This is a genomic window from Massilia sp. X63 (assembly GCF_041023745.1).
Lineage (GTDB): Bacteria > Pseudomonadota > Gammaproteobacteria > Burkholderiales > Burkholderiaceae_D > Telluria.
The window spans coordinates 115,241-134,524 of sequence record NZ_JBFTEF010000006.1 but is presented as its reverse complement, the minus strand read 5'-3'; the positions used below and the strand labels follow the sequence as shown (position 1 = coordinate 134,524).

18 protein-coding genes are annotated in these 19,284 nt (G+C 68.1%); 7 read left to right on the top strand and 11 right to left on the bottom strand.

The window, feature by feature from the left end; genetic code table 11:
- Positions 1-40: 40 nt before the first annotated feature.
- Positions 41-514, bottom strand: coding sequence for an Hsp20 family protein (locus AB3347_RS14030; protein WP_369092422.1), 474 nt, complete (start codon positions 512-514; stop codon positions 41-43).
- A 254-nt stretch (positions 515-768) separates the two neighbouring features.
- On the opposite strand from AB3347_RS14030, the gene AB3347_RS14025 reads away from it, so the two are divergent.
- Complete coding sequence (locus AB3347_RS14025) at positions 769-1,932, top strand: metallophosphoesterase (protein WP_369092421.1); 1,164 nt, start codon at positions 769-771, stop codon at positions 1,930-1,932.
- Positions 1,933-1,966: 34 nt separating this feature from the next.
- Complete coding sequence (locus tag AB3347_RS14020; RefSeq protein WP_369092420.1) at positions 1,967-4,531, top strand: ATP-binding protein; 2,565 nt, start codon at positions 1,967-1,969, stop codon at positions 4,529-4,531.
- 24 nt (positions 4,532-4,555) lie between these two features.
- Here the strand turns inward: AB3347_RS14020 and AB3347_RS14015 are convergent, their stop codons facing one another.
- A complete protein-coding gene (locus tag AB3347_RS14015) occupies positions 4,556-6,940 on the bottom strand; it encodes an EAL domain-containing protein (RefSeq protein WP_369092419.1) in 2,385 nt (794 codons plus the stop codon).
- Positions 6,941-7,129: 189 nt separating this feature from the next.
- Here AB3347_RS14015 and arfB point away from each other — a divergent pair, with 189 nt between their 5' ends.
- Both arfB and AB3347_RS14005 read left to right on the top strand, forming a co-directional pair.
- The gene (gene arfB / locus AB3347_RS14010; protein ID WP_369092418.1) at positions 7,130-7,525 is read left to right on the top strand and encodes an alternative ribosome rescue aminoacyl-tRNA hydrolase ArfB; all 396 of its coding nucleotides are present in this window, start codon (positions 7,130-7,132) and stop codon (positions 7,523-7,525) included.
- Between the two features lie 79 nt (positions 7,526-7,604).
- Entirely contained in the window at positions 7,605-8,315 is a 711-nt protein-coding gene (locus tag AB3347_RS14005) for a GNAT family N-acetyltransferase (protein ID WP_369092417.1), read from the top strand.
- A gap of 2 nt (positions 8,316-8,317) precedes the next feature.
- Here AB3347_RS14005 and AB3347_RS14000 read toward each other — a convergent pair whose 3' ends face one another.
- The 3 genes from AB3347_RS14000 to imuA form a co-directional block, all read right to left on the bottom strand.
- Complete coding sequence (locus AB3347_RS14000) at positions 8,318-8,671, bottom strand: response regulator (protein ID WP_369092416.1); 354 nt, start codon at positions 8,669-8,671, stop codon at positions 8,318-8,320.
- Positions 8,672-8,985: 314 nt separating this feature from the next.
- Positions 8,986-10,569, bottom strand: a complete 1,584-nt coding sequence (locus AB3347_RS13995; protein WP_369092415.1) for a DNA polymerase Y family protein — start codon at positions 10,567-10,569, stop codon at positions 8,986-8,988.
- A complete protein-coding gene (imuA, locus tag AB3347_RS13990) occupies positions 10,499-11,233 on the bottom strand; it encodes a translesion DNA synthesis-associated protein ImuA (RefSeq protein WP_369092414.1) in 735 nt (244 codons plus the stop codon). Before imuA ends, AB3347_RS13995 begins: the two co-directional genes overlap by 71 nt.
- Before the next feature lie 244 nt (positions 11,234-11,477).
- Between imuA and AB3347_RS13985 the strand changes: the two genes are divergently transcribed.
- Both AB3347_RS13985 and AB3347_RS13980 read left to right on the top strand, forming a co-directional pair.
- Positions 11,478-12,716 (top strand): putative Na+/H+ antiporter, encoded by a 1,239-nt coding sequence (locus AB3347_RS13985; protein WP_369092413.1) that lies wholly within the window; start codon positions 11,478-11,480, stop codon positions 12,714-12,716.
- Positions 12,717-12,728: 12 nt separating this feature from the next.
- Positions 12,729-13,145 carry a DUF86 domain-containing protein gene (locus AB3347_RS13980; protein WP_369092412.1) on the top strand — a complete coding sequence of 139 codons (417 nt, stop codon included), beginning with the start codon at positions 12,729-12,731 and terminating at the stop codon, positions 13,143-13,145.
- 110 nt (positions 13,146-13,255) lie between these two features.
- Here the strand turns inward: AB3347_RS13980 and AB3347_RS13975 are convergent, their stop codons facing one another.
- Positions 13,256-14,344 carry an endonuclease/exonuclease/phosphatase family protein gene (locus AB3347_RS13975; RefSeq protein WP_369092411.1) on the bottom strand — a complete coding sequence of 363 codons (1,089 nt, stop codon included), beginning with the start codon at positions 14,342-14,344 and terminating at the stop codon, positions 13,256-13,258.
- 236 nt (positions 14,345-14,580) lie between these two features.
- On the opposite strand from AB3347_RS13975, the gene AB3347_RS13970 reads away from it, so the two are divergent.
- Positions 14,581-14,754, top strand: coding sequence for a hypothetical protein (locus AB3347_RS13970; protein WP_369092410.1), 174 nt, complete (start codon positions 14,581-14,583; stop codon positions 14,752-14,754).
- A 9-nt stretch (positions 14,755-14,763) separates the two neighbouring features.
- Here AB3347_RS13970 and AB3347_RS13965 read toward each other — a convergent pair whose 3' ends face one another.
- From AB3347_RS13965 to AB3347_RS13945, 5 genes are read right to left on the bottom strand one after another with little or no spacing between them, the layout of a single operon-like run.
- Complete coding sequence (locus tag AB3347_RS13965; protein ID WP_369092409.1) at positions 14,764-15,558, bottom strand: cytochrome c; 795 nt, start codon at positions 15,556-15,558, stop codon at positions 14,764-14,766.
- Entirely contained in the window at positions 15,555-17,159 is a 1,605-nt protein-coding gene (locus tag AB3347_RS13960; protein ID WP_369092592.1) for a cbb3-type cytochrome c oxidase subunit I, read from the bottom strand. Before AB3347_RS13960 ends, AB3347_RS13965 begins: the two co-directional genes overlap by 4 nt.
- Positions 17,160-17,172: 13 nt before the next feature.
- Positions 17,173-17,751, bottom strand: coding sequence for a cytochrome C oxidase subunit II (locus tag AB3347_RS13955; RefSeq protein WP_369092408.1), 579 nt, complete (start codon positions 17,749-17,751; stop codon positions 17,173-17,175).
- 1 nt (position 17,752) lies between these two features.
- The gene (locus tag AB3347_RS13950; protein WP_369092407.1) at positions 17,753-17,926 is read right to left on the bottom strand and encodes a hypothetical protein; all 174 of its coding nucleotides are present in this window, start codon (positions 17,924-17,926) and stop codon (positions 17,753-17,755) included.
- A 25-nt stretch (positions 17,927-17,951) separates the two neighbouring features.
- A complete protein-coding gene (locus AB3347_RS13945; RefSeq protein ID WP_369092591.1) occupies positions 17,952-19,112 on the bottom strand; it encodes a cytochrome c in 1,161 nt (386 codons plus the stop codon).
- Positions 19,113-19,284 lie beyond the last annotated feature (172 nt).

Here is a 19,284-nt window from a genome sequence, read left to right as displayed (position 1 = left end):
TTCTTTCACACTACTACCTTGTACTCAGGCCGCCGGCGCCTCAGGCAGCTTCGCGCTGTTCCAGCGCTTGCACATTGCCGGTATTGCCCTGGGCGGCGCCGACATGCGCGTCCGCGATCGCGATCTTGCGCGGCTTGAACGCTTCCGGCACTTCGCGCACCAGTTCGATGGTGAGCATGCCGTTGTCGAACGATGCAGCGGTGACCTTCACGTGGTTCGCCAGCTGGAAGCGCTGCTCGAAATCGCGGGCGGCGATGCCGCGGTGCAGATAGGTGCGCTGGGTCTCGTCCTTCTGCTTGCGGCCGGTGACGTGCAGGGTGTCGCGCTCGGTCACGATTTCCACTTCGTCGCGGCTGAAGCCGGCCAGGGCCATCACGATGCGGTAGTTGTCTTCGCTCACCAGTTCGATGTTGTACGGCGGATAGCTCGGCTCGCCGCGCTGCTCGAGCAGGCTGGCCAGGCGATCGAAACCGATGGCGGAACGGTACAGGGGAGTCAGATCGAAAGTACGCATGGTATATATCCTTTTAAAAGTTAAGCGATATGTTGCCGGACCTCATCATGAGCATCCGGTGACTCCAATCTAGTGCCATGCCAAGCCAGTTTCAAGGCATACGAAATACGGATTTTTATCTATTTTTGCAAATATTATTTGCATACCGTGTTCCTGCGAAAGCTTTCCCGGATCGATACAGGGCGCACTGCGTGCGGGCAAGCTTGCCGGATTTGCGCTAAGGTAAGCGCCTTTGGCCGCCAGCTTCAGCATTCATGTTTTCGATCGTCCTCAACATCGTCGGCCCCCTGCTCCACCTGTACGTCGCCGCGCGCCTGTATTCGCTCGATGCGGTGCGCACGCGCGTGCCGCGGCGCGCCTGGTGGATCGGCGCCGTGCTGGTCTGGCTGCTGTATCTCGCCGGCGTGCACATCGGCGACGCTGCGCTCGACTGGCGCTGGTGGCCGGGGCAGTTCGCCCTCACCTGGCTCGGCATTACCTTCGTGATGTCGCTGTGCCTGCTGGCCACGGACATCGTCGGCGGCTTCGGTTACCTGGCGCGCGCGCATACCCAGAAGCTGCGCGCACTGGGGGCCGGCGCCGGCCTGCTGCTGGCCGCTGTTGCCCTGTTCCAGGGCATGCGCGCACCGGTGGTCACCGACCGGGAAGTCGTCATGCAAGGCCTGCCCCGCGCACTGGACGGCACCGTGATCGTGGCGATCAGCGACATCCACCTCGGCGCCCAGCGCCGCTCGGCATGGCTGGCGGCGCGCATCGAGCAGATCAACGCCCTGCAGCCGGCCGCCGTCCTGCTGCTGGGCGACCTGGTCGAGGACGATCCGGTTGGTCGGCCACTACCGGGCGAGCCGCAGCTTGCCCCGACCCTGCGCGGCTTGCGCGCGCCGCTCGGCGTGTGGGCGGTGACCGGCAACCACGAGTTCTATGGCGACGCCGAGACCACCGTGGCGCAATTCCGCGAAGGCGGCGTGCGCTGGCTGCGCGACCAGCAGGTGGAGCTTGCGCCGGGCCTGGTGTTGGCCGGCATCGAGGACGTCGGCCGCCGCATGCGCAAGGAGCGCGACTACCTTGGCGGGCTGGCGCGCACCATCCCGGCGGCCGCGGACAGCGCCACGATCCTGATGTCGCACATTCCGGCGCCACGCATCATCGAGGCAGCCAGCGCGCGCGGCGTCGACCTGATGCTGTCGGGGCATACGCACGGCGGCCAGATCTGGCCCTTCAGCTATGCGGTGCAGCAGCGCTTCGCCAGATTCGCGGGCGCGTACGACGTGGACGGCATGCTGCTGTACGTGACGCGCGGCGCCGGCAGCTGGGGCCCGCGCATGCGCCTGTGGCAGGCCGGAGAGATCATTCGCCTGACGCTGCGCGCGCCGCCGGCGGCCCTGGCGCATGCGGACCGCGAACCAGCGCAATCGTAAGCGGAACTTACAGCAAGACACAGCAAAATACGCCATGCCCCACTCGCCTTCCGACCTCCCCGCCGCCGCGCACGCCCTGGACGCCAGCTGGCGCGCCTTCCAGCTCAGGCTCGCCGACGAGCTCAAGGCCCTTTCTGCGCCCGATGCCATCGGCGCCGCCGCGACCAGGCTGCTGGCCCAGTACCTGGGCGCCTCGCATTGCTGGTACACGGAGATCGGCCGCGACCGCAGCCGCTTCCATTCGCGCGGCGGCTGGTTCGACCAGGGCATGCCGGCACTGCCGGCGTCGGGACGCATCGCCGACTATGGTCCCGAACTGCTCTCGACCCTGAGCGCCGGGGCCGACTTCGTGGTGGACGACGTGACCACCGATCCCAGGACCGCGGCCTTCGCCGGCGACTACCGGACCCTGCGCATCGGCGCGCTGCTGGTCGCGCCGCTGTTCAAGGCAGGCAGCTGGGTGGCCAACCTGAACGTCGCCATGCCGCATCCGCACGCCTGGAGCGAACACGAGCTGGTGGTCACGCGCGACATCGCCGAACGCACCTGGGCGGCGCTCGAAAACGCGCTGGCGCAAGCGGCGCTGCGCCGCGAGCGCGACCGCAGCCGCTACATCTTCGACACCCTGAGCGAGGGTTTCGTGCTGCTGGCGGCGGACGACACCCTGGACTACATGAACGACGCCGCCGCGCGCCTGGCCGGCGCGCCGCGCAGTGCGCTGATCGGCAAGTCCTGTGCCGAGGCCTTTCCCGCGCTGGCGGGCGCAGCGCTGGCGGCGCTGCTGCGGCGCGTGCGCGCCGCGGGCAAGGCGGAATCGGCCGAACAGGCCTGCATGTTGCCGGACGGGCGCCAGGCCTGGATCGCGATCCGGGTCAATCCGGCGCTGGACGACGGCCTGGCGGTCTTTTTCGACGACCTCAGCGGGCACCGGCTGTCGGTCCTGGCGGCGCAGCAGGCCGCCGCCTACAAGGGCATGCTGCTCGAACTCGACGACCGCCTGCGCGGCGTCGCCGACGATCCGGAAGCGATGATGCGCGTGGCCACCGAGGAACTGGCGCGCATCCTCGAGGTTCCCCGGGTCGGCTACGTCAGCATGGACGACGCGGTCGAATACGGCATCGTCGGGCACAACTACAACGACGTGGCGCGCGTGCCGGCGCTGCCGGCACGGGTCGAGCGGCTCGACGACTACGGCCTCGACCTGGCGGCCGACCTGCGCGCCGGGCGCACCATGCGCGTGCGCGACCTGGCCACCGACCCGCGCACCGCGGGCGCGGCCGCCGAGGCGCATGCCGCGATCGGCGCGCGCGCCTCGGTGGCGGCCCCGATCCAGCGCAGCGGCAAGACCGTGGCCTTCATGTTCGCCCACCACGACCGGCCGCGCGAATGGAGCGACGAGGACGTCGAACTGATGCGCCAGACCGCGGCCCGCACCTGGGACGCGGTGGCGCGCGCCAGGGCGGTGCTGGCGCTGCGCGAGACCGACCGGCGCAAGGACGAATTCCTCGCCATGCTGGCCCACGAGCTGCGCAACCCGCTCGCTCCGATCAGCTCGGCGGCCGACCTGCTGCGCCTCGGCCGGCTGGACGAGACACGCATCCGCCAGACCAGCGGCATCATCTCGCGCCAGGTCAGGCACATGACCGGCCTGATCGACGACCTGCTGGACGTCTCGCGCGTCACCCGCGGGCTGGTGAGCCTGGACCTGCACGGGATCGACGCCAGGACCGTGGTCAGCGAAGCCATCGAACAGGTCAGGCCCCTGATCGAACTGCGCCGGCACCAGCTGGCGGTGCACCTGGCGCCGGAGCCGGCCCACGTGCGGGGCGACCTGAAACGCCTGGTCCAGTGCGTCGCCAACGTCCTGAACAACGCGGCCAAGTACACGCCGGAAGGCGGCCACATCGCGCTGCACCTGCGCACCCGCGCCGACCAGGTCGTGCTCACGGTCGCCGACGACGGCATCGGCATGACGCCCGAGGTGGCGGCCCATGCCTTCGAACTGTTCGCCCAGGCCGAGCGCACCTCGGACCGGGCGCAGGGCGGCCTGGGCATCGGGCTGGCGCTGGTCAGGAGCCTGATCGAACTGCACGGCGGCACGGTCGCGCTGCGCAGCGCCGGCCTGGGCCGGGGCAGCGAGTTCACCGTGGTGCTGCCGCGCCAGGACCCGGTGGTGGCCGAGACCGCGGCGCCGCAGGACGGCCTGCCGGCGCCGGGCGCGCAGCCCGGGTCGCGCATCCTGGTCGTGGACGACAACGTCGACGCCGCGGAGGTGCTGGCCACGCTGTGCGAACTGCTGGGCCACACGGTCAGCGTCGAGCATTCGTCCTTGCGGGCCCTCGAGCGCGCCAGGCTGGAGCGGCCGCACGTCTGCCTGATTGACATCGGCCTGCCCGACATGGACGGCAACGCCCTGGCCGGCCGCCTGCGCAGCCAGCCCGAGACCGCAGCGGCCGTGCTGGTGGCCGTGACCGGATACGGACAGGACAAGGACCGCCAGGCCGCCCGCGCCTCCGGTTTCGACCATTACCTGGTCAAGCCGGTCGAGCTGGCGGCGATCCAGCAGGTGCTGCGCGCCGCTCCGCCGCGTACGGGCTGAGGCGCCCGGGCGGCCAGGGCGCGCTCAATCGGGCAGGCGCGCGTCCCTGGCGAGCATGTCCTGCAGCGTTTCGCGCGACAGCGCCGGGCTGAAGTAGTAGCCCTGCATCTGGTCGCAGTCGTGCTGGCGCAGGAAGGCGATCTGCTCGCGCGTCTCGACGCCTTCGGCGATCACCTTGAGCTTGAGGTTGTGGCCGAGGGCGATGATGGCGCGCGTGATCACCAGGTGGCCGTCGTGGCCGACGTCGCCCAGGAAGGACCGGTCGATCTTGATGGTGTCGACCGGGAATTTCTGCAGGTGGCTCAGGCTCGAATAGCCGGTGCCGAAGTCGTCGATCGCCAGGCGCACGCCGAGCGCCTTGAGCTGGGCCAGCGTCTCGCGCGCTTCGTCCGGATGGTCCATCAGCTGGCTTTCGGTGACTTCGAGTTCGAGCTTGCCGGGCCCGACCCCGTGCTGGCGCAGCTTGTCGCCGAGCCGTGCGGCAAACTGGCGCTGGCGCAGCTGGCGCGCCGACAGGTTGACGGCGATGACGAACTCGCCCAGCCCGAGCGCTTCCATGGCCTTGAGCGCGCGGCAGGCTTCGTCGATGACCCAGTCGCCCAATGGCACGATCAGGCCGGTTTCCTCGGCCACCGGGATGAAGCGCTCGGGCGGGATCACGCCCTCGACCGGATGGCGCCAGCGCACCAGCGCCTCGGCCCCGACTACCTTGCCGCTGCGCAGGTCGACCTTCGGCTGGTAGTCCAGCACCAGCTCGTGCTCGCGGATCGCGCGGCTCAGGTTCGCTTCCAGCATCAGGTGCTCGTGCACGATCTGGTTCAGCTCGGCCGAGTAGAACTGGAAGTTGTTCTTGCCCAGGCTTTTCGCATGGTACATGGCGGCGTCGGCCGCGCGCATCATCTGTTCCGGGCTGTCGCCGTCCGCGGGGAAGACGCTGACGCCGATGCTGGTGGCGGGCTGGATATCCAGGCCGTTCACCGCCACCGGCGCCATGACGCTGCGGCGCACGCGCTCGATCAGGTCGGCCACCTGGGCGTGGCTGGACGGATTGCAGATCAGGAGGACGAACTCGTCGCCGCCCATGCGGGCGATGGTGTCCTCTTCGCGCATGCAGGCGCGCAGGCGCTGGGCCACCTCGCGCAATACCGCATCGCCGGCGGCATGGCCGAAGTTGTCGTTGATGTGCTTGAAATTGTCGAGGTCGAGGAAGGCCAGCGCGACCATGCAGTCGTGCAGCGCCGCGTGGTCGACGGCGAAGCGCAGCCGGTCTTGCAGCAGGGTGCGGTTGGCGAGCCCGGTGAGCGGGTCGTGGTGGGCCAGGTGGTGCAGCCGGCGCTCGTAGTGGCGGGCCTCGGTGATGTCGTTGATGACGCCCACGAAGTGCGTGATCTCGCCGTCGCCGTTGGACACCGGGTCGATGCGCAGGTCGTTCCAGAAGACCTCGCCGTTCTTGCGCTTGTTGCGCAGCACCACGCGCACGCCCTCCCGGCGCCGCAGCGCTTCGCGGATGCGATCGCGTTCCCGCTCGTCGCAGCCTTCGATCTTCATGAAACGCGGGTCCTTGCCCTTGATCTCGGCCAGCGCATAGCCGGTGATTTGCTCGAAGGCCGGGTTGACGTATTCGATGCGGTGCTCGTCGCCTTCGCAATGGGTGATGACGATGGCGTTCAGGCTCGAGTAAATGGCGCGCTCGCGCACCCGCAGGCCAAGTTCGGCCTGCTTGCGCGCCGTGATGTCCATGCCGGTGCCGAAGATGACCGTGACATTGCCCAGCTGGCCGCGCGAACAGCGGAACAGGCAGGGGGTGCGCTTGCCGTGCTTGCCGACCAGTTCGGCTTCGTGGGTGGAGCCGCCGTCTTCGAAGGCGCTGAGGATCTTCTCGACGATCTGGGGCCGCTCCTTTTCGTCGAAGAAGAACTTGACGTTGGAAGTGGGCAGTTCCTCGGCCTCCATCTCGAGCGCTTGTTCCAGCTGGTGGTTCCACAGCAGCAGGTGACCGCTCTGGTCGATGACATAGAACACGCAGGGCAAGGCTTCGATGATCTCGGCCACCGGCAGGTCCTGGATCAGGGCATAGCGCGACGGGAACTGGCCGCTGCGCGGGATCACGATGACGCTGAAGCTTCCTGGGGTGTCGGTGTCGAAGGACTGCGGCGCCACCGTGATGCGCACCGGCAGGCGGCGGCCGTCGGCGGCGACCAGCACGCCTTCGTTCTCGGCATCGGCACGCGCGGCGATGCGCGGATGGGCGCCGGACGGATCGTCGAACTCGACGATGCGCTCCAGCGTCATGCCCTGGATGTCGGCGGGACGATAGCCGGCCAGTTGTTCGCACGCCTTGTTCCAGCTCGTGACGGTGCCTGCCGCATCGACCACGAACACCGCAAGGGGCAAGGGCGAGAGGTTCAACGCTCCTCCTGGATAGCCGCGCAGCCTGCGCGCGGCACGGTGTGAACACGTAAATACATGATAGCGCAGCAATCAAGGAGCGGCCATGCACGATTTTCTATGTCGTGCGGCAAGATCGCTCCGGAAGCGGCGCTGCCCTTACAATGCGCCTTGTGGCCGGCGGCGGCAGCACTATGTGACAGGCAGGCAATGGCAGTCATCGATCCGGCGGAAGTCGAATTCAGCGCGATCCGGGCCCAGGGGCCGGGCGGACAGAACGTGAACAAGGTGTCGTGCGCGGTGCATGCGCGCTTCGACGTGGGAGCCTCGTCCTTGCCGGATGCCGTCAAGGAACGCCTGCTGGCCCTGCGCGACGCCCGCATCACGCAGGAAGGCGTGATCGTCCTGAAAGCGCAAGGCTCGCGCAGCCTGGAACAGAACAAGCTCGACGCGCTGCAGCGCCTGCAGGCACTGGTGGACCAGGCCTCGTTGGTGCCGGTGGTGCGCCGCCCGACCCGGCCGACGCGCGGATCGCAGCGGCGCCGGCTCGACGCCAAGACGCGCAGCGGGCGGGTCAAGGCGCTGCGCGGCAAGGTCAGCGAGTAGCCGGCCCGGTGCGCACCCTGCCAAGGACGGCCGGCCAGGCGGTATCATCGCCGCTGTCGCCAATCGAAGAGAGCAAGCCATGTCCTCGTCCCCTGCCCTGCCCCCTGCCCTGCATGGTGCGCTCGACCGGCCGGTCTGGTCGGCGCTGAACGGCGGCCACCGCCAGCTTGCGCTCGGCGGCCCGCTAGCGAAACGCTATCCCCGCGACATCGGTCCGTTCGCGGCCCTCGCGGACGACAGCGCCGCGGCCTGGGAGGCGCTGGCGGCGCTGCTGCTGCCTGGCGAGGCCGCCATGCTGGTGACGCCGGGGGCGCCCGCCTCCACGGCCGCGGGCGTGACGCTCACCCCACTCGATCCGGTGCTGCAGATGACGGCCACGCAGGCGCCTGCGCCGGCCGCGCTGCCGTTCTCGGTGCTGGGCGAGGCCGATGCGCCGGACATGCGCGCGCTGGCCGCGCTGACCAATCCGGGACCGTTCGCACAGCGCACCCACGAGCTGGGCGAGTTCATCGGCATCCGCGAGGACGGCCGCCTGGCGGCGATGGCCGGCGAGCGGATGCGCCCCACGGACGCGGTCGAGGTGAGTGCGGTGTGCGTGCATCCCGATCACCGCGGCAAGGCCTATGCCCGGCAGCTGCTGGCCGAGCGCACACGGCGCATCCTGGCGCAGGGCTGGCAGCCCTTCCTGCATGTGTACCCGAGCAACGGAGCAGCGATCGCCCTGTACGAATCGCTGGGCTACCTGGTGCGTGCGCAGCTGCACCTGACCCGCGTGGTCCGGGACGGCTGAACTCAGGTTTGCAGGAGCCGGAGCAGCTGGTCGATCCGGTAGGGCTTGGCAATGAACAATTGCTTTAGCGGCTGGTCCTTGAACATCGTGGGCGCCATGTAGCCGGAGGCCAGGATGATCTTGACCTTCGGATAGCGCGCGCCGATCTGCTCCGCCAGTTCCAGGCCGTTCATGCCGGGCATCATGACGTCGGAGACGACCGCATCGATGTCGGCATGGGCGGCCAGCATGGCGAGGGCCGCGGCGGCCGAATAGGCCACCATGGCTTCCATGCCATGCGCCGACAGCAGCATCTCGGCAAGGTCGGCCACGTCGGCCTCGTCGTCGACCACCAGCACCTTGCGTATGCCGCCCACTGCTGCTTTCTCGTCCTGTCCGTATGTATCCGGGCTGCCGGGCGTGAAGCCAGGGCGTGTCTTGTCGGCACACATACGGCGATTCATCAAGCCGAACACTCAGCCTCCATGGAAATGGTTGATCGCAGCGCAGGCGCCTTGCGCGCCATGCGCTGTCATTGACCCGCCTAGTATGGCGCAATCGGGCCGATCGAAGCGCCCGCTTACCACGATGCCGTGGCGACGCCACGGTATGGATGGGCTTTGGCGGCAAGCACCGGGCGCCTGTTTCCAGGAGAAACGATTGCGCTGCCGGGACGGCAAGCCTGTGGCGCCTATCCGAACAGCCCGTGCAGGTACCAGCGCGGCTCGGCGTCCTCGCCGGCGCCGACGATGCGCTCGCGGTAGATCCAGTACAGCGTGTGGTCCTGCCCCTCGGCGATGAAGTAGTCGCGGGTCTGGGTCTCGCTCCACCAGCCGGCCTCGATGCGCTCGGGCGTGGAGGCCACCTTCAGCGGCGAGCCGTAGAAGGGCCGGTGGTTGCGCATCAGCAGCGCGATCGGCTTGGCCAGCAGCCAGCTTGGGCGCGGCAGGCTGGCGACGTCGGGCGGCAGGCGGGCGCTGCTGCCCGACGCCCGCGCAGCGCCCTGCACCGGCACCCATTCGTTGGCGACCTCGGGCCGGTAGTCGGCCTGCGGCAGCGCCTGCAGCACGTTTTCCGGCCCCAGCCGCGCCACCAGCAGCTCGAGCATGCGCATGCGGTCTTCCTCGCTGCCGCCCGGCTCGGGAAACAGGGATTCGGTCGGCGGCGCCATGGGCCGCACCTGGCGCGCTTCCAGCGCGAGTCCGATCACCGGCGCCGGCAGCTCCTGCCGGGCCAGGCGTTCCTTGAGCAGGCGCACCAGGTGCTCGTCGCGCCAGCCCGGTTCGGCCAGGGCGATCTCGAGCGCCGTCGGCGGCATCGCTACCCGCCCGCGCTCGTGCTCCATCAGCAGGGTGATACGCTCCACCGCGAGCTGGCGCACACACAGCCAGCCGACCAGCTGCAGCACCAGGTGGTGGGCGCCGGCCAGCAGCAGATCGGCCTGTTCGATGCGGTCGAACAATTCGAGCCGGGCCCGGAAACTCTCGGGCGGGGCGACCCATTCGAACAGCTCGGGACACATGCCGTAGGCGGCGTCGAGCATGTCGAGCAGTTCGCGTCCGCAACGCCGCTGCAGGCCGGGACGCGGCAGGCGCCGCAGCTCGGCCAGGCTCTCGCAGCCGATGCCCTCGAACCAGGACATGTAGGGCCGCGCCGGCGGCAGCAGCGCCACCGGCAGGCGGCCGAGGCGGCGTTCGAGCGAGGCCATGCGCAAGGCTCGGCCGCCGCCGCGGCCACCCCGGCCAGCGCCGCGCGCGCCGGCTCGGCCGGCATCTTGTCCGCCTCCTTGCCCGCCCCCCTGCCCGCTGCCATGCGCCACGGCGTGCGCCCCCGCACGCGCCAGCAGCCAGGCCGCACGCGCCGTCGGCGCGCAGCTGAGCGAGACGCTGAAGCCGAGCGTGCGCAGGCTGGCCCGCACGCGTGCGCACAGGGCGCGGATGCCGCCGAACAGGCGCAGGCTGGCGCCGATGTCGAGCAGCAGCGTGGCTTCTTCAAGCAGCGCGACCTGTGGCGTGAATTGCAGCATCGCCAGCGCGACCGCGTCCAGCGCCTCGGCTTCGCGCGCGGCGCTGCGCTCGAGCAGGCGCGCTTCGGGCATGAGCATCAGCACGCCGCCGCGCCGCATGCCGCGCCCGACGCCGGCCGCGCGCGCCGCCGTTGAAACCGCCAGCACGCGTTCGTGCTCCAGCACGACGCTGCCCGGGTCACTGCACCAGCTGGGGCTGAAGACCTCGAGCGGCAGTTGGGGTAATGACAGGCCGATCCACAAACGCATGTCGTTGAAGGAGAGAAGAAGTGAGCGGTAAACCAAGCGGCAGGAACAGCGGCGCATCGCACTGCGGCCCCCGGCGCTTGACGAAGTCGATGTGCAGGCCGCCCGCGGCCGGCCGCAGGCCCAGGCGCAGGGGCGCGGGCGAGGCGTCCTGCGCCGCGGCCAGCGGGCGCAGCATGAAGAACAGGGTTTCCCCGGCCTGGGCCGCCAGGTGCAGGCGGCGCAGGCTTTCGCCGCGCGCATGATTGGCCCAGAACAGCAGCGCGCCGCAGCTGCCGCTGCGCAGCACCTGCTCGGCCGCCCACAGCGCGTCGGCGCTGCGGCTGGTACGCAGCCACAGCAGTTGCGAAGGCGGCAGGCCCAGCGCGGCCAGCGCCAGGGCTTGCGGCGGGTGCGGCGGCTGGAGCAGGACGATGCGGCGCTCGGCACAGGCTTGCAGGGCCGGGCGCAGCAGGCGCATTTCGCCGATGCCGGGCTGTTGCTGCAGCAGCTCGACCAGGGTGCCGACGGGCCAGCCGCCGCCGGGCAGCTGGGACGACAAGGGCGCATGCCCGGTATCGACGCAACGCGTGCCGGAGCGCGCCAGTTGCGAGGCGCGCCAGAGCGAAGGATGCAGGGTCTCCGGCGCAGCCAGAGAGGCGGAAGACGGCGACGAAGTCCCTGCCATGGATGAGCAATTCATATGGGTTGGCAAACAAGTACTGTATAAACGTACAGTACTCGCTGAGCCCGGATTTGGCAAGATGTATTCATTTTGGACATACCAGTCGGGTGATTGGTATTGACAGAACTTAAAGCTGCGTCCTGCCTGTAAATCCGGCCCGGTCGCGCAAATCATGAAATAATGCTGACTCGTCCATTTACATCCAGACAATGATCAACCTGTCTCCCGCACGCCACGAAGTCGCTCCGTGAATACGCTCCAGCTCACCGGCGCCATCCTGTTCGCGATCGCCCTGGTTCACACCTTCTCCACCAAGCTGTTCCATTCGTTGGCCCGGCGCCATCCGCGCCATGCCGGACTGTTCCACCTGCTGGGCGAAGTCGAGGTCGTGTTCGGCTTCTGGGCCTTCGTGCTGGTCCTCGCCATGGCCCTGCTGGCAAGCGGCGCCGAGGCCATCGGCTACGTCGAGTCGCGCCAGTACACCGAACCGCTGTTCGTGTTCGTGGTGATGGTGATCGCGGCCTCCAGGCCGGTGCTCGACGCCGTGCGCGACCTGCTGGCGATGCTGGCCCGGTTGGCCCCGGTCCGCACCGAGGTGGCCTTGTGCTGGCTCGGCCTGGCGCTGGTGCCGCTGGGAGGCTCCCTGATCACCGAGCCGGCCGCGATGACCCTGGCGGCCCTGATGCTGGCCCCCCAGGTGTTCCGGCCCGGCATTCCCGAGTGGATGAAATACGGTGCGCTCGGCGTATTGTTCGTGAATGTCTCGATCGGCGGCACCCTCACCGCCTATGCCGCACCGCCAGTGCTGATGGTGGCCGGCACCTGGGGCTGGGACAGCGCCTTCATGGCCTCGACCTTCGGCTGGCGCGCCGCGCTGGCGGTGATCTTCAACGCGACCCTCATTACCCTGCTGCTGCGCCGCCACCTGGAGCCAGGCAAGGTGGTCGAAGACGTGCGCATGCCCTGGCTCGTTTCGGCGGTCCACCTGGCCCTGCTGGCGGGCGTGGTGCTGCTGGCCCACCATCCGGTGCTGTTCATCGGCCTGTTCCTGCTGTTCCTCGGCTATACCCAGGCCTATCCGAAGCACCAGTCGCCCCTGATCCTGAAGGAAGGCCTGCTGGTCGGTTTCTTCCTGGCCGGACTGGTGGTGCTGGGCGGCATGCAACAGTGGTGGCTGCAGCCGCTGGTGTCGAGCCTGGAGCCGACCGCGCTGTTCTTCGGCGCGCTGGCCCTGACGGCAATCACCGATAATGCGGCCCTGACCTACCTCGGTTCGCTGATCGAGGGGCTGTCCGATCACGCCAAGTACATGCTGGTGGCCGGCGCGGTCGGCGGCGGCGGCCTGACCGTGATCGCCAACGCGCCCAACCCGGCCGGTGCCGCCCTGCTGCGCGAAGGCTTCGACGAGGGCTCGATCGGCATGGGCGGGCTGTTTTTGGGGGCGCTGGGACCGACCTGCGTGGCGGCGCTGCTGTTCCTGATCTGATGGAGTAAAGACATGGACGACGACATCCTGGTACACAAGGCCGCCACCATCGAGCGCTGCTGCCGGCGCGCACGCGAAGAATACGAAAAGGGCCCGGCCACTTTCGTGAGCGACCTCACGCGCCAGGACGCGGCCACCCTCAACGTGATCCGGGCCTGGGAGGCCGCCATCGAGATGGGCGACTACGTGATCGGCAACGTCCGCCTCGGCCTGCCGCAGGACGAGCGCGAAGTCATCACCCTGCTGGCCGAACACGGCTGGATCGCCCCCCTGCTGGCCGAAGAGCTCAAGCGCACCGGCGAATTCTGCCGCGCCGAATGGGATTACCAGGAAGCGCCGCTGCCGGCCCTGGTGACGATCCTCAAGCGCGGGCTGGACGATTTCACCCTCTATGCCCAGGCGCTGGTCAGCGGAGCCGCAACGGCCTGATTTGATCCAAAGCGTCCAACAGAGCCCTCAGGGCAAGGCGCGGAGTCGCTGACAGTACGTCAGTACGGCAAGACGACGCAACGCAGCAATGAGGGCTTTGCTGGACGCTTTCAGGGTTGGGGCTCGTGGACGTCGGAGACTTCCACATCCTCGGCGGCGATCTTCTCTTCCGCCAGCGCTTCGTCTTCCTTGTCCGCGACCAATCCCTCCTGGTCGGCGCCGCGCGCGCTGTCATAGGTGAGCTCGACCAGCATCGGGAAATGGTCCGAGCCGAAGGAAGGCAGGCGCTGGATCAGGGACAGCGTGAAATGCTCGCTGTGGAACAGGTGGTCGAGCGGCCAGCGTGCAAACCAGTAGCCGGCGTGGAAGGTATTGAACATGCCGCGCCCGATGCGCGGGTCGAGGAGGCCGCTGATCTTGCGGAACAGCCGGGTCGTGGTCGACCACGCCACGTCGTTCAGGTCGCCAGCGACGATCACCGGCGTTTCCAGCCCGGCTTCCGCCACGCTCTTGGCCACCACCAGCAATTCGGCGTCGCGCTGGGTCGATTCCATGTGCTCGGTCGGGCTCGGCGGCGTTGGATGCAGGAAATGCATGCGCACCTTGTGTCCGGACGGCAGGATCACCAGGGTATGGATCGACGGGATATCGTCTTCGACCAGGAACTGGATCGCACTGTCCTCCAGCGGCAGGCGAGAATACACGTGCATGCCATATAGATTGTCGAGCGGACACTTGAGCGCATGCGGATAGTCGTCCTGCAGCACATCCAGCCTTTCCTGCCACCATGCATCCGTTTCCAGCGTGACGAAGATGTCGGGCTGGTGCTGCCGGATCAGGGCGATCAATCCCTCGGTATTCCGGTTCGGCATCAAGACATTGGCCGTCAGGATACGAAACTGCCGGTGCGCCCCGCCGACCACCGCGACTTTCACTTCATGGGGATAAGCCTTGGTGTAGGGAAGGATCCACCAGGCCTGGTAGGCCAGGCAAGCCGCGTTGACCGCCAGCAGCCAATAGTAGGAACTGTCGCGCCAGTCGAGGAACACGAATTGCCCCACCAGCACGGCGAGCGACAGGATGGCCAGTTGCAGGCGCGGGAAATCCAGGTCCCGGATCCACCACCCGGTACATCGCAACAGGGGCAGCAGCGTCGCAAGGACGATGACGGCAACCAGGGTCACGAAAGTAGGCAGCATGGTGGTCTTGATCTCGACGGCGTTGAACAGTGGCTCATCACAAATGCGATGGCGCAAGTATGCCCGCTTTCGCACGCGGTCGTCTGTACGATAGCGTGCACAAGCGGAAAGCTGATCCGGTTCATAGCAGCCTGAGAGCTTGCTGGACGGCCTCCTTACGCATGTTTGCGCAATCCTCTTGAAAACCCGCCGGCCTGGATCTATTTTTGGGATGTCGCACGAACCAGGAAGCCGGCATGGACCTCAGCAAGCCAGCAGACAAGACAAGCTGCCGTGCTCGACACATCGAGCGCGCCGCGCGCCCCGCATCCAGGTTGCGCCTGAATGCCTATCCCCTGCTGGGCATCCTGCTGGTCATCGTGCCGGCCGTGCTGGCCTACGGCGGCCTGTTCCTCCTGCTCATCGACTGATCCCCTCGTTCAGCGCGCCGCGTAGTAGCGGCTGAGCTCCACGATTTCCTGGTCCGTCAGGCCGTGCGCGGCATTGCGCATCTGGCGGTTGATGTCGTTGGCGCGGCGGCCGTCGCGGAAGGCCGAGAGCTGGTTGCGCAGGTAGGTCTCCGACAGGCCTTCCAGCACCGGCGTGGCCGGCCGCAGCGCATGCGGGCTGTGGCAGGACGCGCAGGCGCCGATCGAGCGCATCGGGTCGCCGTTGCGCACCAGGCGCGGGCTCTGCTGCGCCACCGGCGCCACCGCGGCGATCCGCTCGCGTTCGAGCGAGGCATAGTAGGCCGCCAGGTCGCGCATGTCCTGGTCGCTCAGGTTTATCACCAGCGGCCGCATGATGGCGCTCTGGCGGTGGCCGGATACGAAGTCGCGCAGCTGCTTGTACGTGGCCGAGGCCGGCTGCCCCGCGAGGTGCGGAGTGCCGGCCGGGCTGGTGCCGCGTGCGCCATGGCACATGGTGCAGGCCATCGCCAGCGTCGCGCCCCGCCCCACCGAAGCGCCCTCTTCGCCGCCCATCATGGTGGCGCTCACGATCACGCTGCTGGGGTACTTGCGCTCGTCTTCGGGCAGGGCCGCGCCCTGGTAGGGCGCCGGCGCGCCCGCGGCGCTACAGATGGCTTCCCACAGGCTTTCCATCGCGGCGCGCGCATGGGCCCGCGGTACCCACACGAAGCCGATCAGCGCGGCGGCGAAGGCGATGGCCGCCAGGATCGCCACGCTCCAGGTGAACCAGCGGTTGCGGAACGAAAAGGTCTTGTCGACGCTCATGGCTGTGCTCCTACCGGCACTGCCGGCACCGAGGTCTGCTTGAGCGCGATGAGCTGGCTGATCGGGTAGCCGTAGTTCACCAGCGACAGCCCGATCATCAGCGCCAGCCACAGCGCGTAGCCGTTCAGCGCGGCGGGAATGCGGCCGCCCGCATGCACCGGCTGGCTGAAGCGGAACTCGGGCAGCGTGACGCGCTCGCTGCGGTGGCCGCGCAGCAGCACCAGCAGGAACAGCAGGCCCGACAGCACCAGCAGCAGCCCGCCGCAGAAGGTGATGATCACCGTGATCGCCTGGGGCGCAATCTCGGGATGGCTGTAGTCGAAGTAGGCCATCCGGCGCGGCATGCCGAGGATGCCGGTCACGTGCCAGGGGAAGGTCAGCACGATCATGCCGACGAACCACAGCCACAGCTGGGCGCGCATCATGCGTCCCGCCACCAGCTGCTTGCCGGTCAGGTGCGGCCACAGGTCGTAGGCCAGGGCGAAGTACATGATGACGATGGCGCCGCCGAAGATCAGGTGGAAGTGGCCGGTGATCCACTGGGTGTTGTGGACGGCGAAGTCGAGCTGGTAGCTCATGTTGATCAGGCCGCCCGCGCCGCCGAAGCCCAGCAGGATGAAGGAAAAGGCAAGCGCCAGCATCATCGGGTTCTGCCAGGGCAGGCGCCTGACCCAGCCGAAGGCGCCGGTGCCGCCGCGCAGCCGTCCGGCGATCTCGACCGAGGCGGTGATGGTGAAGATGGTGAGCAGGGTCGGCACCGAGACCATGCCGGTGAAGACGGCATGCAGGAATTTCACGCCCGAGCCCACCTGCGGATCCTGGAACAGGTGGTGCACCCCGATCGGCATCGAGAACACCAGGAACAGCACGAAGGAAATGCGCGCCATCTTGTCGCTGTAGAGGCGCCCGCCGATGGCGCGCGGCACCAGCGTATAGAACGCGATATAGGCCGGCATCAGCCAGAAGTACACGATCGCGTGCAGGGTCCATGAAAAGAACACGCGCGCCAGGCCGGCATCGATCGTGGTCTTGAAGCCGAGCGCCACCGGCAGGATCAGGAACAGGATCTCGATGGCGGCGCCGAGCGAGGTCCAGGCCCACAGGTAGGCCCCGGCCAGGTTGGCGAACATCGGCAGCGGCACCGTGGCGCCCGGGTTGGCGGCCTTCCATACCCTGAGGTTGACCGACATCAGCGCCACCCAGATCCAGGAGCCGACCACCACCAGCACCACGCCGATGTAGTAGAAGGCGTTGCCCACCAGCGGCGGATAGAAGGTGTACAGCACCGTGGCCAGGCCCATCGACACCGGCACCATCGCCGTGACCGTGCCAAGCACCACCAGGAAGAAGCCGATCCAGGCCCAGCGCCGGCCCACCAGCGATTGCTTCAGCGACAGTTCGACGATCGCGTAGCCGAAGCCCATCGCCACCAGGGTCGGGAACACGTAGCCCATGGCCGAGCCGTGCGCGGTGACGGCGCGGTAGTACAGCTCGGGGTTGCCGATCCAGTCGCGCAAGGGGCTGCGGATGTACATCTGCCATTCGCCCAGCACCAGGGCCACGAAGAATGCGGCGAAGGCGACCCAGAAATGGGCCAGCACCAGTCGCCTGGAATCATTGCTGAACACAGCTCGCCCTCCTTCCGCCGCTCGCCTGCCGCATGAACTCGGCCTTGTCGACGATCTTCACATGCGCCCACATCGCCGCATGTCCGACCCCGCAGTATTCGTGGCAGGGGAACACGTGCTCGCCCGGTTTTTCGAAGCGCGTGCTGAAGTTCGAAATATAGCCGGGAATCAGCATCACGTTGACGTTGCCCTGGGCGATCGAGAAGCCGTGCACCACGTCGGCCGCGGTGCCGCGGATCCGGACCGGCATACCGGCCGGCACCAGCACGCACGAGGGCGTGAACGAATACTGGTTGGCCAGCACGCGCACGGTGACGCTGCCGTCGTCTTCCAGCACCGAGCCGAGGTTGGCTTCCACGAACTCGCCCGACAGGTGCAGGGTGCCCGGGTCGATGGTCTCGGTGCGCACCGGGGGCATCGCGGCCCAGTGCACGCTCATGTAGGCGATCATCCCGACCAGGAACACGATGATCGCGCCGACCAGCAGCGCCCAGCGCGACTCGGCCGCGTGGGCGACGGCGTCGCTGTCGGCGCCGTGGGGAAGGTCCGGGATGCCGGTCGCCATCTCAGCCCCCGCGCCGCGCCAGGTACACCAGCACGTAGAACGCCAGCCAGATCGCCATCACGATCGCCACCGCCAGCCCGGCCACGGCAAAGGCGCCGCGTGGCCCCTGCGCCACGATGGCGTCCACGCGCTGCTGGTCGGCGCTGCCATCGCTGTCCATCGGTTCCAGGATCATGCCCTCTCCTTGTTCAACAAGCCGTTCATTCGACCGTCGCCGCACGTAGTTCGCTCACCTCGCGCGCCGTCACCGGGGCGCCGCGGTTGCCCCAGGCGGTGCGGATGTAGGTGACCACCGCCGCGATGTCGTTGTCCGACAGCTCGTGGAAGAACGGCGGCATTCCGTAGGGCATCGGGTTGCGGCGGGTGCCCGGCGGATAGCCGCCGTTGAGCACCATCCGGATCGGGTTGACGGCGGAGGTCATGGTGATCGACTGGTTGTTCGCCAGCGGCGGATAGTGCGGCAGCATGCCGCGCCCCGCATCGCCATGGCAGCTGGCGCACTTGGTCTCGTAGATGCGGCGTCCTTCCGAATGCTGCTGGGCGATGTCGGCGCGCGCCGGCGCCGTGGCCGGGTCGGTGTTGACCGGCTGGTCGGCGGGCAGGCTCTTGAGGTAGACCGCCATCGCGCGCACATCCGCGTCGCTCATGAACTGCAGGCTGTTGAAGGTCACTTCCGCCATCGGCCCGTACACCGTGCCGCGGTTCGACACGCCCTTTTGCAGCAGGTCGACGATGTCCTGGATTTCCCAGTTGCCCAGGCCCGCCTCCTTGTTCGAGGTGAGCGAGGGCGCATACCAGTTCTGCATCGGGATCAGGCCGCCCCGGAAGGCCTGCTCTTCCGACGAGCCGCCCAGCGCGTTGATGGGAGTATGGCACATGGCGCAGTGGCCCAGCCCCTGGACCAGGTAGGCGCCGCGGTTCCATTCCGCCGACTTGGTCTGGTCGGGCTGGTACTCGCCCTCCTGGAAGTAGAGTGTGCGCCAGCCGATCAACAGGGAGCGGTTGTTGTAGGGGAAGCGCAGGTCGTGTTCGCGCGTCTGCATGCGCACCGCCGGCACCGAGCGCAAGTAGGCGAAGATCGCGTCGCTGTCGGCGCGCGTCACCTTGGTATAGCTCGCGAAAGGCATGGCCGGGTAGAGCAGCTGGCCATTGCGCGACTTACCGGTGCGCATCATGTTGAAGAATTCGGTGGCCGTCCAGTTGCCGATGCCGGTCTCGCGGTCGGGCGTGATGTTCGGCGCGTACAGGGTCCCGAAGGGCGTGGGCATGGGACGGTTGCCCGAGAAGATCTTGCCGCCGGGGATCGTGTGGCAGGCGATGCAGTCGCCCGCTTGCGCCAGGTATTTGCCGCGCGCGACCATTTCCGCGGACGCGGCGCCGTCGGGCCCGGCCTGGCGGTTCAGCAATTCCGGCGGCCGCACGCCGCGCCCCACCGTCAGGGCCAGGGCCAGGCCGATCACGATCACGCCGGCGACGATGCCCCAGATGGTCGATCGCTTGAACTTGGCAGATGTACTCATGGACGCATGCCTC

What these genes read in the sequence shown, in the direction of transcription:
- AB3347_RS14005 (WP_369092417.1), top strand. Translation starts at nt 7,605, where the DNA reads ATGTCCTCGTCCCCTGCCCTGCCCCCTGCCCTGCATGGTGCGCTCGAC.
- AB3347_RS13955 (WP_369092408.1), bottom strand. Translation starts at nt 17,751, where the DNA reads ATGGCGACCGGCATCCCGGACCTTCCCCACGGCGCCGACAGCGACGCC.
- imuA (WP_369092414.1), bottom strand. Translation starts at nt 11,233, where the DNA reads ATGGCAGGGACTTCGTCGCCGTCTTCCGCCTCTCTGGCTGCGCCGGAG.
- AB3347_RS13975 (WP_369092411.1), bottom strand. Translation starts at nt 14,344, where the DNA reads ATGCTGCCTACTTTCGTGACCCTGGTTGCCGTCATCGTCCTTGCGACG.
- AB3347_RS14030 (WP_369092422.1), bottom strand. Translation starts at nt 514, where the DNA reads ATGCGTACTTTCGATCTGACTCCCCTGTACCGTTCCGCCATCGGTTTC.
- AB3347_RS14025 (WP_369092421.1), top strand. Translation starts at nt 769, where the DNA reads ATGTTTTCGATCGTCCTCAACATCGTCGGCCCCCTGCTCCACCTGTAC.
- AB3347_RS13970 (WP_369092410.1), top strand. Translation starts at nt 14,581, where the DNA reads ATGGACCTCAGCAAGCCAGCAGACAAGACAAGCTGCCGTGCTCGACAC.
- AB3347_RS13965 (WP_369092409.1), bottom strand. Translation starts at nt 15,558, where the DNA reads ATGAGCGTCGACAAGACCTTTTCGTTCCGCAACCGCTGGTTCACCTGG.
- AB3347_RS14020 (WP_369092420.1), top strand. Translation starts at nt 1,967, where the DNA reads ATGCCCCACTCGCCTTCCGACCTCCCCGCCGCCGCGCACGCCCTGGAC.
- AB3347_RS13945 (WP_369092591.1), bottom strand. Translation starts at nt 19,112, where the DNA reads ATGGTCGCGCGCGGCAAATACCTGGCGCAAGCGGGCGACTGCATCGCC.
- AB3347_RS13980 (WP_369092412.1), top strand. Translation starts at nt 12,729, where the DNA reads ATGGACGACGACATCCTGGTACACAAGGCCGCCACCATCGAGCGCTGC.
- AB3347_RS13950 (WP_369092407.1), bottom strand. Translation starts at nt 17,926, where the DNA reads ATGATCCTGGAACCGATGGACAGCGATGGCAGCGCCGACCAGCAGCGC.
- AB3347_RS13995 (WP_369092415.1), bottom strand. Translation starts at nt 10,569, where the DNA reads ATGCGTTTGTGGATCGGCCTGTCATTACCCCAACTGCCGCTCGAGGTC.
- arfB (WP_369092418.1), top strand. Translation starts at nt 7,130, where the DNA reads ATGGCAGTCATCGATCCGGCGGAAGTCGAATTCAGCGCGATCCGGGCC.